We start from the raw sequence: 16330 nt of genomic DNA on the forward strand, positions 1-16330 counted from the left end.
GTTGGCAGGTGGCCGCTATCTCAGCTTTCCGATGCTGGCATACATGCCCGTCGTGCGGAACTCGGTGGGGTTGGTGCCGTAGACGCGGCGGAAGACTTTCGAGAAATAATTGGGGTCCTCGAAGCCGCACATGATGGCGACTTCCTTGACCGGCAGGAAGTCTGCCTTGGTCAGAAGCTTGACGGCGCGCTGCAGACGTTGCTGCAGGACGAATTCGGCCGGCGGCATGCCCTCGCTCTCGGCAAAGCTGCGCGAGAAATGCGCGCGGCTGAGGCCGACGATACCGGCGAGTTCGCTCACCGGCAGCGATTTTTCGAGATTGGCATTGATATGGTCGATCACCGGCTGCATGACACTGAGCTCGGCGGCAAAGGCCGGCGAGCCGAAGACGTCGTCGTATAGCGCCATCGCCGCTTCATAGGCAATCGCCGAGGCAGCACCCGGCGATGTTGCGCCCTTGACGAGGCGCAGGCTGCAATCGGCGAGATGATCGATGGTCGAGGGCTGCAGCTTCAGCACCGGGCCGGCGGTCGAAAGCACCATCTGGTGGATGCGCAGCGTTTCCTCGCCATTCATCGAAATCCAGAAATATTCCCAGCGGTCGCCTTTCTCCAGCCAGTAGCGATGATTGTGCGGCACCAGAACGAGCAGCGTGTCGCCGCCTTGAAGGCGATAGTTGCGGTTTTGATAGCGCAGCTTGCCGCTGCCGCTGATCGTGTGCTGCAGCACGGTGAAGGGGGTCTGGCCGCGCCGGCGGCCGTCCCAGTCATAGGTCTCGTTCTCGCGCACTTCGTATCCGGCGCTGGTCGGCATGGCGTGCAGCCGCTGGCGGCCCCGGGGCAGCGAAACCGTCCTCATCGACTGTCCGTTGGCGATCAAATCCTGCAGCACAAAATTACCCCTGAAAGCATAATCCTTCTCTGGTCGCCCTGCCGATTTCGGGCATAATCCCGCTCGACAAGAGGAAGAGACCACGGCCGACAGAGCGGCCGGGAGGAAAAAGGCAGATTTTACGGCGTTTTCAGCCACATGCGTCAGCATGCGGCCCGATCCTCCATAGCCTTCTTTTCCTTAGCATTCGATTGGGTCGAGGTGAAGATCATGAGTTTCAAAATCGCTATCATCGGTGCGGGCAGCGTCGGGTTCACCAAGAAGCTGTTCACCGATATATTGTGCGTTCCGGAGTTTCGCGACATCGAATTCGCGCTGACGGATCTCAGCGAACATAATCTCGAGATGATCAAGGCGATCCTCGACCGCGTCGTCGAGGCGAACGGGCTGCCGACGAAAGTGACGGCGACGACCGACCGGCGCAAGGCACTGGAAGGCGCGCGCTACATCATCAGCTGTGTCCGGGTCGGCGGTCTCGAGGCCTATGCCGATGATATCCGTATTCCGCTGAAATACGGCATCGACCAGTGCGTCGGCGATACGATCTGCGCCGGCGGCATCCTCTATGGCCAGCGCAACATCCCGGTCATCCTCGACTTCTGCAAGGATATCCGCGAGGTCGCCGAGCCCGGTGCGAAATTCCTGAACTATGCCAACCCGATGGCGATGAACACCTGGGCGGCGATCGAATACGGCAAGGTCGATACCGTCGGCCTCTGCCACGGTGTCCAGCATGGCGCCGAACAGATCGCCGAAGTGCTCGGCGCGAAGTCAGTGAGCGAGCTCGACTACATCTGCTCCGGCATCAATCACCAGACCTGGTTCATCGACCTGCGCCTCAACGGCCGCAGGATCGGCAAGGACGAGCTGATCGCCGCCTTCGAGGCGCATCCAGTCTTTTCGCAGCAGGAGAAACTGCGCATCGACGTGCTGAAGCGTTTCGGCGTCTATTCCACCGAAAGCAACGGCCATCTCTCGGAATACCTGCCCTGGTATCGCAAGCGGCCGGATGAGATCACCCGCTGGATCGACATGTCCGACTGGATCCACGGCGAGACCGGCGGCTACCTTCGTCATTCGACGGAAACGCGCAACTGGTTCGAGACCGAATATCCGCAGTTCCTCGAATCCGCCTCGCAACCGATCGATCCTGCCAAGCGCTCGAACGAGCATGCCAGCCATATCCTGGAGGCGCTGGAGACGAACCGGGTCTATCGCGGCCATTTCAACGTCAAGAATAACGGCGTCATTACCAATCTGCCGTCCGACGCGATCATCGAATCGCCAGGCTTCGTCGACCGTTTCGGCATCAACATGGTCTCGGGCGTTACCCTGCCGGAAGCCTGCGCTGCCACCTGCATTTCCTCGATCAACGTCCAGCGTATGTCGGTACATGCGGCCATATCGGGCGACATCGACCTTCTGAAGCTTGCCGTGTTGCACGATCCGCTGGTCGGCGCCGTCTCGACGCCGGAAGAGGTCTGGCAGATGGTCGACGAGATGGTCGTTGCCCAGGCCTCCTGGCTGCCGCAATATGCCCATGCCGTGCCGGCCGCCAAGGAGCGGCTGTCGAAATCGAAGGTGCAGACCCGCGACTGGGCGGGGGCCGCACGCCGCAACGTTCGCTCGATCGAGGAGCTGCGCGCGGAAAAGGCGGCGCTGAAAAAGGCCGTCTGATTTTCGTGAAGCTTGGGTTGCCGGGGGTTTCCGGGAGGGAAATCCGCGGCGTCCGGCCCGGTTTCACGTGTTCGAGGAGAAGGGAGCCGCGTGATCGCGCTCCGGAACAAGAGGGAGAAACGATGATGAATTTTCGTAACGCAGGCATTCTGGCCGGACTGGCGCTCAGCGTCTCAGCCGCGGCGCTGAATGCATATGCCTCCGAGCCAACCGTTCCACCGGCGCCGGCGGACTTTCCGGCCGAAGGCAAGATCAACTATGTCGCGCGCGACTCCATCCTGGAGTTCAAGGCGCTGCCCGAATATCATGAGCCCGACTGGGTCACGAAGAATTTCGTCGCCACCGGCAAGCTGCCGCCGGTCAAGGATCGGCTGCCGAAGGAGCCGCTGGTCTTCAAGACAGGCAATATGCCCGACGGCATCGGCGTCTACGGCGATACGATGCGCCACGTCATCGGCGGCCGGCCGGAAGGCTGGAACTACGGCGCCGGCCAGACGCAGGGCTGGGGCGGCATCGATATCGGCCTCTCCGAATGCCTGACGCGCACCGCGCCGCTGTTCCAGGTGCAGGCCTCAGACACCGAGCCGCTGCCGAACCTCGCCAAGAGCTGGGACTGGTCCGAAGATGGCCATAAGCTGACCATGCACCTGATCGAAGGCGCCAAATGGTCAGACGGCGCGCCGTTCAATGCCGACGACATCATGTTCTACTGGGACGACGAAGTCATCGACCCGAACGTCTCGCCGCTCGGCGGCGGCGCATCGCCGGAAGCCTTCGGTGCCGGGACGACGCTGAAGAAGGTCGACGATTACACCGTCGAATGGACCTTCAAGGAGGCCTTCCCGAAGCAATATCTCTACACGATGTCCTACCCGAATTTCTGCCCGGGTCCCTCGCACATCCTGAAGTCGAAGCATCCGAAATATTCGAAGAACACCTACGACCAGTTCAAGAACGCCTTCCCGCCCGAGTTCATGAACATGCCGGTCATGGGCGCCTGGGTACCGGTTGAATATCGCCCGGACGACATCATCGTCATGCGCCGCAACCCCTATTACTGGAAGGTCGACGAGAAGGGCGATCAGCTGCCTTATCTGAATGAGCTGCACTACAAGCTCTCGACCTGGGCCGACCGTGACGTCCAGGCCGTGGCAGGATCCGCCGACTTCTCGAACCTCGAGCAGCCGGAGAACTTCGTCGCCTCGCTGAAGCGTGCCGCAGAGAAGACGGCGCCCGCCCGCCTTGCCTTCGGCCCGCGCCTGATCGGCTACAATCTCCGCATGAACTTCTCCGCCAACGGCTGGGGCAACCCGGACGAGCGCGGTGAGGCGATCCGCGAGCTGAACCGTAACGAGGACTTCCGCAAGGCCGTCACCATGGCGCTCGACCGCAAGGCAATCGGCGACTCGCTGGTCAAGGGACCGTTCACCGCGATCTATCCCGGTGGGCTCTCCTCCGGCACCAGCTTCTACGACCGCAACTCGACCGTTTACTACCCCTATGATCTTGAGGGCGCCAAGGCGGAGCTCGCCAAAGCCGGTCTCAAGGACACCGACGGCAACGGCATCGTGAACTTTCCGGCCGGGACGCTCGGTGGCAAGGATGTCGAAATCGTCATGCTGATCAACAATCAGTACACGACCGACAAGAGCCTTGCCGAAGGTGTCGTCGGCCAGATGGAGAAACTCGGGCTGAAGATCGTCATCAACGCGCTCGATGGGGCCAAGCGTGACGACGCCCATTATGCCGGCCGCTTCGACTGGCTGATTCAGCGTAACACGACGGAACTGTCGTCGGTGGTGCAGAACACCGAACAGCTTGCCCCGGTCGGCCCGCGCACTAGCTGGCACCATCGCGCCGGCAAGGATGACCAGCTCGATCTGATGCCCTTCGAAAAGGAGCTTGTCGACGTCGTCAACAAGTTCAGGACGAGCCAGAACAACGACGAGCGCGTCGATCTGATGAAGCAGTATCAGAAGATCTCGACGGAGCACGTCAACACCGTCGGCCTGACGGAATATCCCGGCGCGCTGATCGTCAACAAGCGGTTCTCCAACGTGCCCCAGGGTACGCCGATCATGATGTTCAACTGGGCTGAAGATTCGGTGATCCGCGAACGCCTGTGGGTGGCTGCGGACAAGCAGGGCAAATACGAGCTGTTCCCCGAACAGCTGCCCGGCAAGCCCGGCGAAAAGGGCCCGATTAACTGATGCCTGTCATCAGGACACAAAGAGCTAAAGCGCGTCGCATGTGATGCGACGCTGGAGAGTTCCCTCCCAGCTGAAGTGAGATTCAGGCCGCGCGTGGCGCGCGGCCTGATATGACCAACAAGCCGGCCGCGCTGACAAGGAGCGACTGGCGGCAAGGAGAAGCGAACCGTTCGATGTTACGATTCCTGCTCGTGCGCATAGCCTCTGCGATCCCCATTCTCTTCATCCTGAGTGTGGTGACCTTCGCGATCATCCAGGCACCACCCGGCGACTACGCCGATTATATAAGATCCCAGCTGATCAACCAGGGCGGCGCATCCTATGCCCAGGCCGAAGCGCAGGCGCAGCTCTACCGGGTCGAACACGGCCTCGATAAGCCGCTGGTCGTCCAATACGTCAACTGGATCGGCGGGATCGTGACGCGCGGCGATTTCGGTTACAGCATGTTTTACAACAAGCCGGTCGCCGATGTCGTCGGTGAACGCCTGCCGCGGACATTGCTTCTGGCGCTCGTCTGCCACCTCTTCGCCTCGGTTCTCGGCATCGGCTTCGGCATCTGGGCGGCGACGCGCCAATACAGCTGGATCGACAGCCTGCTTTCGGGGATTTCCTTCCTCGGCATGACGGTGCCGCGCTTCCTGATGGCGCTGATCATCGTCTATCTCCTGGTTTTCCAGCTGAACGTCTCCGAAATCGGCAGCTTCTTCTCGCCGCAATATGGCGGGGCGCCCTGGTCGTGGGCGAAATTTGTCGATTTGGTTCACCATGTCTGGCCGGTCGTGGCGATCGCCACCTTCGGTGGGCTCGCCTACAATATGCGCGTCATGCGCGGCAATCTGCTCGATACGCTGAATGCCCAATATGTCGAGACGGCCAAGGCCAAGGGGCTTTCCGGCGCAGCCGTGGTGATGCGCCATGCGGTGCCGAACGCGCTGCACCCGCTGGTGATGTATCAGGGCGTCGTGTTGCCCTACATGCTGACCGGCGAGATCGAAACCGCGATCATCTTCGCTTTGCCGACCGTCGGCCCGGCGATCGTCGGCTCGATGGCGGTCGGCGACGTCTATGTCACCGCCACCTTCATGATGGTGCTGTCGGCGACGCTGATCGTCGGCAACATCATCGCCGACATGCTGCTCGCCCTGCTCGATCCCCGTGTCCGCCAATATGGAGGAGCCTGAGATGCTGGCTTTCGACTCCGCGCCGCCTCCGCCGACGACAGAACTTTCCATCAACAAGCCATCACGTGGCCATGAAAGCTATATCGCCCTTGTCTGGCGCCGGCTGAGGCGCTCCTGGACCGGCATGGCAGGGCTCGTGCTCGTTGTGCTCCTGATCGTCATGGCGATCTTTGCCGATTTCTTTGCGCCGATGGACCCGAAGGCGACCGATGTCGGCTTCGCGCCGCCGCAGGTAATGAGCTTCCACGACAAGGACGGCAATTTCGTCTTCCAGCCGCGTGTCTATGCGCTCTCCGATTCCGAAGAGCTCGACCCCGTCACCTTCCAGCCGATCGTTGGCATCGACTACGACAATCCGCGGCTGCTCGGCTTCTTCGTCAAGGGCGCTGAATACCGGCTTTTCGGCCTGATCCCGGCCAGCCGGCACTTCTTCGGCTCGACCGATGGCCAGCCGGTGCATTTCCTCGGCACCGACAAGTTCGGCCGCGATGTGCTGTCACGTGCCATCATCGGCTCGCGCATTTCGCTGACGATTGCCCTGACGGTGGTCTTCATCGTCACCATCATCGGCACGACCGTCGGAATGGTGTCCGGTTATTTCGGCGGCACATTCGATATCTGGTTGCAGCGTTTCGTCGAACTGGTGCTCGCCTTCCCACAACTGCCGCTCTATCTGGCGCTGACCTCGCTGATCCCGGTGACGGCGCCGACCAACGTCTTCCTTGCCTTTGTCATCGCCGTGATGTCGGCGCTCGGCTGGGCGCAGATGTCGCGCGAGGTGCGCGGCAAGACCTTAGCGCTCGCCCGCATCGATTATGTCCGGGCGGCAATGGCTGTCGGCGCCACCGACACGCGCATCATCATGCAGCACATCTTCCCGAACGTGATGAGCCACGTCATCGTCGCGGTGACGCTGCATATACCGAGCGTCGTGCTGCTGGAATCCTTCCTCGGTTTTCTCGGCTTTGCGGTCAAGCCGCCGCTGATCTCCTGGGGGCTGATGCTGCAGGACACGGCGACCTATTCGGTGATCGGCTCCTATCCCTGGATTCTCTCCCCCGTCGGCTTCGTGCTCGTCACCGTCTTCGCATTCAATGCGCTCGGCGACGGATTGCGCGACGCGGTCGATCCTTATTGAGGTGATTGATATGGCTTTTGCACTGGTCAATTCCTTCGCCCCGCCCGTCCGCCACGACCATGATGGCCGTTCGGACACGCCCATTATCGACGCCCGCAATGTGGCGGTAAATTTCAAGGTCGAAGACGGCATGGTCGAAGCCGTCAAGGACGTCTCGTTTCAGCTCTATCGCGGCGAGACGATCGCGATCGTCGGCGAATCCGGTTCGGGCAAATCGGTAACGGCGCGAACGGTCATGGGGCTTTTGTCGAAGCGCGCCGTCGTCTCCGAGAAATCAACGGTCGCCTATGACGGCAGCAATATCCTGAAATTCTCCGAGCGGGCGCGCCGCAAGCTGCGCGGCGACCGCATCTCGATGATCTTCCAGGAGCCGATGAGCTCGCTGAACCCGATCTATACGATCGGCAGCCAGATCGTCGAAGCGATCCGCGTGCATCGCCGGATCAGCAAGAGGGATGCGCAAAAGCGCGCCCTCGAACTGCTCGAACATGTGCAGATCCCCGATCCTGCCGCGCGGCTCATGCAATATCCGCATCAGCTTTCCGGCGGCCAGCGCCAGCGCGTGATGATCGCAATGGCGCTTGCCAACGATCCTGATGTGCTGATTGCGGACGAGCCGACGACGGCGCTCGACGTGACCGTGCAGGCGCAGATCCTGAACCTGATCCGCAACCTGCAGAAGGAACTGGGGATGGCCGTCATCCTCATCACCCACGACCTGACCGTGGTGCGGCAGTTCTCGGATTACGTCTATGTGATGCAGTACGGTGAAGTGCGCGAGCACAACACCACCGAAGCGCTGTTTGCCAATCCGCAGGACACCTATACCAAGCATCTGCTTGCCTCCGAGCCGCGTGGCCAGGCCAATCCGCTGCCGGAGGGATCGGATGTCATCCTCGATGCCAAGGGCGTGCGTGTCTCCTTCATGATGCGTCACGGAACCTTTCTCAAGCCGGCGATGCGTGAGCTTGTCGCCGTCGACAGCCTCGATCTGACGCTGCGCCGTCACGAGACGCTCGGCCTCGTCGGCGAATCCGGCTCCGGCAAGACGACATTCGGCCAAGCGATCCTACGCCTGAACACGCCCGATAGCGGCGAGATCCATTTCGACCATCAGCCGATCCACGGCCTCTCCCGGGCCGAGATGCGGCCACTGCGCGCCCGCATGCAGGTGGTGTTCCAGGACCCGTTCTCATCGCTCAACCCGCGGATGACGATCGGCCAGATCATCGAGGAAGGGCTCGTCGTCAACAGGCTGGGCGCGACCAAGGCTGAACGGCAGGACCGGGTGCGCGAAGCGCTTGTCGCCGCCGGCATGCCGGGCAATATCCTGTCGCGCTTCCCGCATGAATTTTCCGGCGGCCAGCGCCAGCGCATCGCGATCGCCCGCGCCATCGCGCTGGAGCCGGAATTCATTCTGCTCGACGAGCCGACATCGGCCCTCGACCTTTCCGTCCAGGCGCAGATCATCGAACTCCTGCGCAAGCTGCAGGACGAGCGCGGCCTGAGTTACCTGTTCATTTCCCACGATCTCAAGGTCGTCAGGGCGCTTTGCCATCGTGTCATCGTCATGCAGCATGGCAAGATCGTCGAAGAAGGCCCTGTCAACGAAGTTCTATCCCATCCCAAGACCGCCTACACCGAACGGCTCGTCAAAGCCGCTTTCGAGGTAGCATGATTGCCGAATGCCGGAGGTTATAATGGCAAGAAATCCCAAAATCACTTTCATCGGAGCTGGCTCCACCGTCTTCATGAAGAACATCGTTGGCGATGTGCTGCAGCGTCCGGCTCTGTCGGGCGCGACGATCGCCTTGATGGATCTCAATCCGCAGCGGCTGGAGGAAAGCGCCGTCGTCGTCAACAAGCTGATCTCGACGCTCGGCGTGAAGGCGAAGGCCGAGACCTATTCCGACCAGCGCAAGGCGCTTGCCGGCGCCGATTTCGTCGTCGTCGCTTTCCAGATCGGCGGTTACGAACCCTGCACGGTCACCGATTTCGAAGTGCCGAAGAAATACGGGCTGCGCCAGACGATCGCCGATACGCTCGGCGTCGGCGGCATCATGCGCGGCTTGCGCACCGTGCCGCATCTCTGGAAGGTCTGCGAGGACATGCTCGCCGTCTGCCCCGAGGCGATCATGCTGCAATATGTCAACCCGATGGCGATCAACACCTGGGCGATATCAGAGAAATATCCGGCCATTCGCCAGGTCGGCCTCTGCCACTCGGTACAGGGCACGGCGATGGAACTGGCCCATGACCTCGACATTCCCTACGAGGAAATCCGCTACCGCGCGGCCGGCATCAACCACATGGCCTTCTATCTCAAATTCGAGCATCGCCAGCCGGACGGTTCCTACCGCAACCTCTATCCCGACCTGCTGCGCGCCTATCGCGAGGGCAGGGCGCCGAAGCCCGGCTGGAACCCGCGCTGCCCGAACAAGGTGCGCTACGAGATGCTGACGCGGCTCGGCTATTTCGTCACCGAAAGCTCGGAGCATTTCGCCGAATACACGCCCTATTTCATCAAGGAGGGCCGCGACGACCTGATCGAGAAATTCGGCATTCCGCTCGATGAATATCCGAAGCGTTGCATCGAGCAGATCGAGCGCTGGAAGGGGCAGGCGGAGGCCTATCGTTCAGCCGACAAGATTGAGGTCGCGCCGTCGAAGGAATATGCCTCCTCGATCATCAATTCGGTCTGGACGGGCGAGCCCTCGGTGATCTACGGCAATGTCCGCAACAATGGCTGCATCACATCGCTGCCGACCAATTGCGCCGCCGAGGTGCCCTGCCTCGTCGATGCCTCCGGCATCCAGCCGACCTTCATCGGCGACCTGCCGCCGCAGCTGACGGCGCTGATCCGCACCAATATCAACGTGCAGGAACTGACGGTGCAGGCACTGATGACGGAAAATCGCGAGCACATCTATCATGCCGCAATGATGGACCCGCATACGGCAGCCGAACTAGACCTCGACCAGATCTGGTCGCTGGTCGACGATCTGCTCGCCACCCACGGCGACTGGCTGCCCGAATGGGCACGCACGACCCGCAAAGTACAGGCCGCCTGAGACCCCCTCTCCCGGGTGAGGCGTCAAGAAGCCCCGCGGTCGCAACAACCGCGGGGCTTTTTTGCGACAGGAACGACGGCTCTTGCAATCGGCATAGTGACCCGGACGGTCGCGGCGACAGCTTATCGCCATTTCATTAAACGCAACTGCCATAGCGATGATTGCGCCGCGAGGCCCAGTCGTCGATGCCAATCACCGAGGGCGGAATCGACAGCGGCAATCCTTGCCTGCGTATGACGCGGAGCAAGGTGTCGTTGCTGACCAGAAGGATGGGCCGCTGAGCAAAAACGCGCCGCCGGGCGTCCTCCAAGCGCGAGGGCCAGATGGTGGACGAGATGCTCGAGACGCCCGGTTCGTCTGGCGTAGGGAGGTAGCACATCGCCGAACCGCCCGGCGAATATCTGCCTGCCGCCGAGCACCGCATCACAGGTGAACCTCCGCGTGCGCACGAGAAGCCTGACCGCGCCTTCCCGACAGGGAGAGGTCCGCGACCTGGCGGCAATAGCAGCTTCGAACCGTTCGCGACATTTGTCCGCATGCCGAACATGACGCGGTAGCGCCGGAGGAAAGCAAGATGCAGGTCTCGTCGTCAATGTGGGTAATGCGTTCGGCGATGAATCCAGCCGGTACCAAATCAGAAAGGCGAAACTTAGTGCTCATCAGGCTGACTCCTTGGTGGAAACCAGCAAAGCGGCATCGTTACAACTGCATCAAAACCCCAATATTCGGCGCTGAAACACGCCAAAAAGACTTCCCAATCAATTGCGTGCTGCGTTTCCGCCCGTTATTCCGACGGCTCGGGGAAGCCGCGGTAAAAGCTCGTCGGCTGCAGCAGCGAACTGGCGATGTTGGCGATGATCGGCCCATCCGCCTCGCTCTTTGCCCTCGCTTCCTGCGCTCGCGATCGGCCACGAACTCGGCCCACTTCTGCTCGCGCTCCGCCAGCGACCGCCATTCAAGGAGGTAGGTCAGATCGTTGCTGGAAGAACCGATCATCGTCGTCCAGAAGCCGAGTGAGCGGATGCCGAGTCGCTCCCAGATCGCCAGCGTCGCGGTCTCGAAACGCTGCTGCAGTGCCGGCAGCCTCCCCGGCAGACATGTATAGATGCGCAATTCGTGGATCATCGGATGCTCCTCATGTTGGTCAGGCTAGATCGTGGATATCGTTCAGCGCTGGAAAAAGCGAGGGGCCGCTTCTCCGCTTGTCGGACGCTTGTCCTTAATCCTGCGGCAGACTGCGAAATCGGTCACTGTGCCCGATGACTACCGCCATTTCTCCGTGAGAAATCCTGACGATCCTTGGACGGGGTCGGTGTGGGGCAGGGGGACTGACGAGATTTTCGCCAGCATTTCGCTTGAGGGAGCGGACGTCTGAATGTCGGCATGCTGTCCCTTAGGATAAGCGCCTACCACCTGGAAGTCCGACGTGCAGCCGAGATTTCGGTGCCCTGTTCCGGCTGGAAGTACCAGGCAGTCTCCCGCTACCACATCAAGCTCTTGACCGTCGGGACCGCCGATCAACAGCTTGGCGCTGCCAAGTGCAATTCCCAGGACTTCATGGGCACCGGAATGGTAGTGCTGATAATCGAAGACACCGTTTATCCAGACGCCTGTCCAACCGTTTGCAGCGAAACGACGGTCGAAATCAGTAGGTTCAGCATCAGCAAAGAGCCCTCTGTAAAGCAATACAGGAAGATGCGGATTGTTCGGGACCCAGTCGCTCGGCTTGAAAAATATCGTCTCGATGTTCATGTTGAAAATTCCCAAGCGAGTTGTCAATTGCCGCGAGCCGACGGCCATCGAGCCGTCGACGTTTTCCCCCAACTCTTACGCAGCGTTTTCAATTGAACTCATCTGCGATGATGTTCTCAAAAGCTAAACTTTGGCAATCACCAGCGGTTCCTTGGCATGCCGCAGGTTCGAAGAGGGCGCATTCCGACTGATGCGCAAGGGGCCCCCTATGCCGGGCCCTCATTGGTCTCTGATTGTCAATCTGATAAGTCACAACAAGATGCATTTGTCATGGGGCGGGAACGTGATCTGGTGAAATGCCTTCGTCTTGGTGTTAGCGCCGTCTATTGCACTTTCACCATACAGCCATGCTGCGGCAGGCAGTTTAGACATGCAGCTTCGACCACCAAGTCGTCATCACCAAAGGGAGCGATGGCCAGGATAGACTGAAAATCGACGACCGAGAGGTCCTGAAGAATTACTATGTCGACATCGATGAGACGCATGTTGTCAATGGGGTCGGGGTAGCTGTCGGAACCTCGTCGGTAGCTGATATGCGTGTGAGGGATCGCCGTTAGTGGTTTCCTTCTCTAAAGGACAAAATCCACGAATCGATGGTCCGCTCGATATTGCTTTATCGTGACGGTCAGCCCTTTCGGACGACAAGCTCATACCTTGCACTCCGGCAACACCAAACCAAGTGGGACAGAAATGGGAGTGGACAGCCAGCGCCGGATTCAAAGGAATCCAGGGCGAAGCCTTCGTTGCTGACACCCTAAAGGCTGGGACCAACTGCGGGAGCGTTCGGTGACCCACCCTGCAGGATTGCTGGATTGTGCGGAGGTGGCAGCAGAGATCAACCGTTTGGTCGAGCAGATAAAGCGCTTCTCAACGACATCCTGCTTGGCGTGAGTTCTGGCGAATTTAAGGGTGACCTTTTTGTCGGCACATCCTGCTCGCGACACATGTGCACGGATCAAGAAGCCGTTGTCGTTGCAAACCTTGCTTCGCGAACTGTCTTTCTCGCTTGGAAGCCGTCCGGGCAGAAGATCAAGGTTAATCCCGACGTGAAAGCATGGCCTGAAAAGGCGAAGGCGGACTTCGTCAGTGGTCAGCGAAGTGGAAATGACGGGACAGTTCGGTCAAGCGATATTCGATCACTGCTGGACGATCACCCGGGTCCCCGGCTGAACCATATCGTAAAGCTCCTCGACGTCCTCGCGGTACATCCGAAAGCATCCGCTCGATGCATTGGTGCCGATGGAGGAGGGGTCGTTGGTGCCGTGGATGCGCAGCAGTCCGTCGGCAAGGTAGATCGCGCGAGTTCCGAGCGGGTTTGCCGGGCCGGGTTTCACGACGGCCGGAAGCCGTGGGTTCTTCTGCCGCATGCTGGCCGTGGGTCGCCATTCGGGATGCAATCGCTTCGACACCACCCGCGTTGTTCCGTACCATTGCTTGCCTTCGCGGCCGACTGCGATGGGGTAGGCGAACTGCTCGCCCTGTGCGGTCGTGTAAATCAGAGTGTGCTCACGCGTGGCGATGACGACGGTTCCCCTTCTAATTCGCGTCGATGGCTCCCCACGTTCTTGCAAAGGTTCCCGATAGCCAGGTTCTGGCTCGTAGTAGGGAGGAGGGGGATACGGGCTGTAGGGATCATCATAGTCGTAGCCCCCATAATCGTCGTATCCATCATGCGGGTCATAAACTTGGGCCTGGGCATGAATGGGCGTCAGCAAAAGGGCCGCAACAAGGAGAGCCATCAATCTCATTTTACGCAATCCGTCTGTTATACAGCCTGATTGGGCGGAATTGTGTGGCGGTACTATGGCGGGTTCAGTCTGGATTCCACGGTGATCTCTCGTCGCTCCCATCAACCGCTGAGTTCCTGTCTGCTTCAAGAAAGCGGAATGATGACGAAGCGATCTAGGGGAGGCGATTCGCGGGCTAGACCGGGAGGTAGACCTTTACCAAATTTCAAAATGCATCGCGGCCTAAGTTCACCGGTGGAACCCAATGGTCACATGCAGCGCGTCGTCAGCCTCCTCCCGATGGCGCGCTACCATTCGTCCTCTGATCAAAACCGGACTTCCATTACCAACGACTGTCATTAGAAAGATGACGACGGAACCACACCGATAGTTGGGACAGGTGGTTCCTGTTGCCGCATTTTGTTTTCTTGCTCGTCACCGGGGCTAAGTGCGTCGCGCACTTCATCGTCTTCCCAACCCGCCTCGATGGCGGATGCCACAAGCGTCTCGATTTTCTCAGTTTCCGACGCATGCGAAGTCTCAGCCAGGCGGCGTCTGGCGGTCTCGAGGCACTGACGGAGGTTCGAAGCGCGACTGGGGTCGTTACGGTCGTAGCTTGGTGATGCGATGTAGGTCATAGGAAGCTCCCTGCTGATCGAGAGGAACACCTGAACAGAACTCCGGTTCCACACTACGCATCTGCGGTAAGCGCCGCCGTTTGCCGCCGGCGCTTACGTCACGCATTGGCGCTGATCCGCCTGCATCCCCTTCGCCTTAGGCGTTCATCAAGCGTCATCCTGGCGAATGGCCGGTGGCTGTGCTGCAGATGGACCATATGCTCTGACCACGGCAGTCTGGCTGTCTCGGAACTTTCGATCTCGCAAGTCTGTTCGTACTGTTGAATGGAGGAACTGGCCATGTCCAAAAAGAATAATGACAAAGGGGGCAATCCTAAAGACCAGCCGGTCAATCACCCTGACCGTAAAGAACTGCCACCGGAGCCTGACGATCAGAAACACCCGGCTCGAGATACAAGGGAGGCACCGGTGCCCAACCCAAACGGCGAGCCTGTCGACAAACCTTAGCAACTGCCAGACCGTCGTGAACCGACTTTTGGATCGGGTTCGCTGTTGCCTGGAACAAGGAAGATCCAAACGTCTCGCGATGACATCATCGATGTCTTTGATTTCTCGAGCGCCGGCCATCCTAGCGTCGCAATCAAACTATTCCTCGGCGTCGGAACAGTTCTTATATTGCAGCTTCTGAAGTGGCGCATCCAGCCTCAGGATGAGCCCGGTCGGGGCGTAATCAAGAGAGACCTCCCCGAAAGCGGACAGGCTGGAGCTGACGAGCCGAGTGCCGAACCTTTCTTGCTCGGAGTTTCCACGGCGGGACCTCCAACCTCTTACCAAGGAGCACGTCGCCGCATGATCAGCGCCGCCGGCGCTCTGTCCGACGGGTAGGGGGGCGCCTTGTTCTGGCTTCGCAGCAACTGCCAACTAGGTTGCCCGCGCTACCAATGGGCGCCAATATCGACTATACTTTCGTCCACTGAATATCTTGGCTTGTTCGTCGGTCGCTCCTTCAGGAGAAGGGGCGCGTCGAAATGTGAGTTTGCAGCAATTAGCCGGATCTCATCATCCCACCGTTATGTGCCGTGGGTCAGCGAGGGGTGTTCGGATGAAACCGAAACGACGTCCCTTCCTCAAACTTGCAGTCGCGCTGGCGATGAGCCTTCCTGCCATCGCCGCTGCGCAGCAGACGTCGGCCAAGACGCCACGAATCGGCCTTCTCGCCTGGTGGCCTTGCGGTATGCCCTATGCGAGCGAAACCAGCGAGTTCGGAATGTTCATGCAAGGGCTTCACGACCTGGGCTACACGCTGCACGAACTCAGCTTCGAGTGCCGGAGCGCGAGTAAGCAAGACAGTCGCCTTGCAGCCGCGGCGGGGGACCTGGCGCAGCTCCCCGTGGATGTGATCGTGACTTCGTCTCAGCCGGCTGCGCATGCTGCCCAAGCAGCGACCGATGCGATTCCAATCGTGACCATCATCAGCGGTGACCCAGTTGCGGCAGGCTTAGCGAGCAGCCTCGCAAAACCTGGGGGCAATCTCACGGGTGTCACTTATTACGCCACTGAACTAGCCGCCAAACGGCTGCAGCTTTTGATGGAGGCCATACCGGGGCTTGCCACTGTCGGCGTGCTGGCAAACCCGGTGGTGTCATATCTCCCCTTCGAAACGGACACCAAGCAAGCTGCCCGCCACCTCGGAGTGGCTTTGAGCCTCCAGCAAGTCAGCGAGCCGGGCGAACTCGATGTTGCGTTCTCGCGCATGAAGGCCGACGGCGCTCAAGCCGCCTTGGTGCTTCCCGACCTCATGCTGGCCGACCAGTCGTCGCGAATCGCCGCCTTGGCGATCGAGCATCACCTGCCGGTCATGGCTTGGGGCTCGTGGTACGTCGCAGACGGCTGCCTGATGGCCTATTCGGCGGACTATGGTGTAATGCAACATCGGCTCGCCTATTATGTCGATCGCATTTTGAAAGGAACCAAGCCTGGGGAGTTGCCGATCGAGCAGCCGACGAAGTTCGACTTGTCGGTCAATCTGAAGACGGCAAAGGCACTCGGGATCGTGCTGCCGCAGACCGTTTTGCTGATGGCTGATGAAGTCATCGAGTGAGGAT

At 60.1% G+C, this 16330-nt stretch carries 12 protein-coding genes and 3 pseudogenes; 8 read left to right on the plus strand and 7 right to left on the minus strand.

The window, feature by feature from the left end:
• Nucleotides 1-15: 15 nt before the first annotated feature.
• The gene (locus ACD590_RS30715) at nt 16-1041 is read right to left on the minus strand and encodes an AraC family transcriptional regulator (RefSeq protein WP_018246370.1); all 1026 of its coding nucleotides are present in this window, start codon (nt 1039-1041) and stop codon (nt 16-18) included.
• A 60-nt stretch (nt 1042-1101) separates the two neighbouring features.
• On the opposite strand from ACD590_RS30715, the gene ACD590_RS30720 reads away from it, so the two are divergent.
• The 6 genes from ACD590_RS30720 to ACD590_RS30745 all read left to right on the plus strand — a co-directional run bounded on the left by ACD590_RS30720 (nt 1102) and on the right by ACD590_RS30745 (nt 10168).
• Nucleotides 1102-2568, plus strand: coding sequence for an alpha-glucosidase/alpha-galactosidase (locus tag ACD590_RS30720; RefSeq protein ID WP_439004138.1), 1467 nt, complete (start codon nt 1102-1104; stop codon nt 2566-2568).
• A 122-nt stretch (nt 2569-2690) separates the two neighbouring features.
• Nucleotides 2691-4778 (plus strand): ABC transporter substrate-binding protein, encoded by a 2088-nt coding sequence (locus ACD590_RS30725; RefSeq protein WP_018246372.1) that lies wholly within the window; start codon nt 2691-2693, stop codon nt 4776-4778.
• Between the two features lie 173 nt (nt 4779-4951).
• The gene (locus ACD590_RS30730; RefSeq protein WP_026188757.1) at nt 4952-5959 is read left to right on the plus strand and encodes an ABC transporter permease; all 1008 of its coding nucleotides are present in this window, start codon (nt 4952-4954) and stop codon (nt 5957-5959) included.
• A 1-nt stretch (nt 5960) separates the two neighbouring features.
• Complete coding sequence (locus ACD590_RS30735) at nt 5961-7097, plus strand: ABC transporter permease (RefSeq protein WP_018246374.1); 1137 nt, start codon at nt 5961-5963, stop codon at nt 7095-7097.
• Between the two features lie 10 nt (nt 7098-7107).
• Entirely contained in the window at nt 7108-8775 is a 1668-nt protein-coding gene (locus tag ACD590_RS30740; RefSeq protein WP_018246375.1) for an ABC transporter ATP-binding protein, read from the plus strand.
• 22 nt (nt 8776-8797) lie between these two features.
• A complete protein-coding gene (locus tag ACD590_RS30745) occupies nt 8798-10168 on the plus strand; it encodes an alpha-glucosidase/alpha-galactosidase (protein WP_439004139.1) in 1371 nt (456 codons plus the stop codon).
• A 139-nt stretch (nt 10169-10307) separates the two neighbouring features.
• Here ACD590_RS30745 and ACD590_RS30750 read toward each other — a convergent pair.
• From ACD590_RS30750 to ACD590_RS30770, 5 genes and pseudogenes are all read right to left on the minus strand, one after another.
• A pseudogene (locus tag ACD590_RS30750) lies at nt 10308-10828 on the minus strand (transposase family protein); the annotation flags it as partial.
• 124 nt (nt 10829-10952) lie between these two features.
• Nucleotides 10953-11293 (minus strand): annotated as a pseudogene (locus ACD590_RS30755) (NIPSNAP family protein).
• 138 nt (nt 11294-11431) lie between these two features.
• The gene (locus ACD590_RS30760; protein ID WP_222312604.1) at nt 11432-11920 is read right to left on the minus strand and encodes a cupin; all 489 of its coding nucleotides are present in this window, start codon (nt 11918-11920) and stop codon (nt 11432-11434) included.
• A 1136-nt stretch (nt 11921-13056) separates the two neighbouring features.
• Complete coding sequence (locus ACD590_RS30765) at nt 13057-13668, minus strand: L,D-transpeptidase (protein ID WP_018246381.1); 612 nt, start codon at nt 13666-13668, stop codon at nt 13057-13059.
• 338 nt (nt 13669-14006) lie between these two features.
• Nucleotides 14007-14285: a hypothetical protein gene (locus ACD590_RS30770; protein ID WP_026188759.1), complete on the minus strand. Its 279-nt coding sequence runs from the start codon at nt 14283-14285 to the stop codon at nt 14007-14009.
• A 279-nt stretch (nt 14286-14564) separates the two neighbouring features.
• Here ACD590_RS30770 and ACD590_RS30775 point away from each other — a divergent pair, with 279 nt between their 5' ends.
• Entirely contained in the window at nt 14565-14732 is a 168-nt protein-coding gene (locus ACD590_RS30775; RefSeq protein ID WP_157626510.1) for a hypothetical protein, read from the plus strand.
• A gap of 138 nt (nt 14733-14870) precedes the next feature.
• On the opposite strand, the pseudogene ACD590_RS30780 reads toward ACD590_RS30775, so the two are convergent.
• A pseudogene (locus ACD590_RS30780) lies at nt 14871-15052 on the minus strand (regulator); the annotation flags it as partial.
• Nucleotides 15053-15327: 275 nt separating this feature from the next.
• Between ACD590_RS30780 and ACD590_RS30785 the strand changes: the two are divergent.
• Nucleotides 15328-16326, plus strand: a complete 999-nt coding sequence (locus ACD590_RS30785; protein WP_018246383.1) for an ABC transporter substrate-binding protein — start codon at nt 15328-15330, stop codon at nt 16324-16326.
• The last annotated feature ends 4 nt before the right edge of the window (nt 16327-16330 follow it).

Origin of the sequence: Rhizobium sp. 862_C5_N1_2, assembly GCF_051811205.1 — a bacterium.
GTDB classification, from domain to species: Bacteria; Pseudomonadota; Alphaproteobacteria; order Rhizobiales; family Rhizobiaceae; genus Rhizobium; species Rhizobium leguminosarum.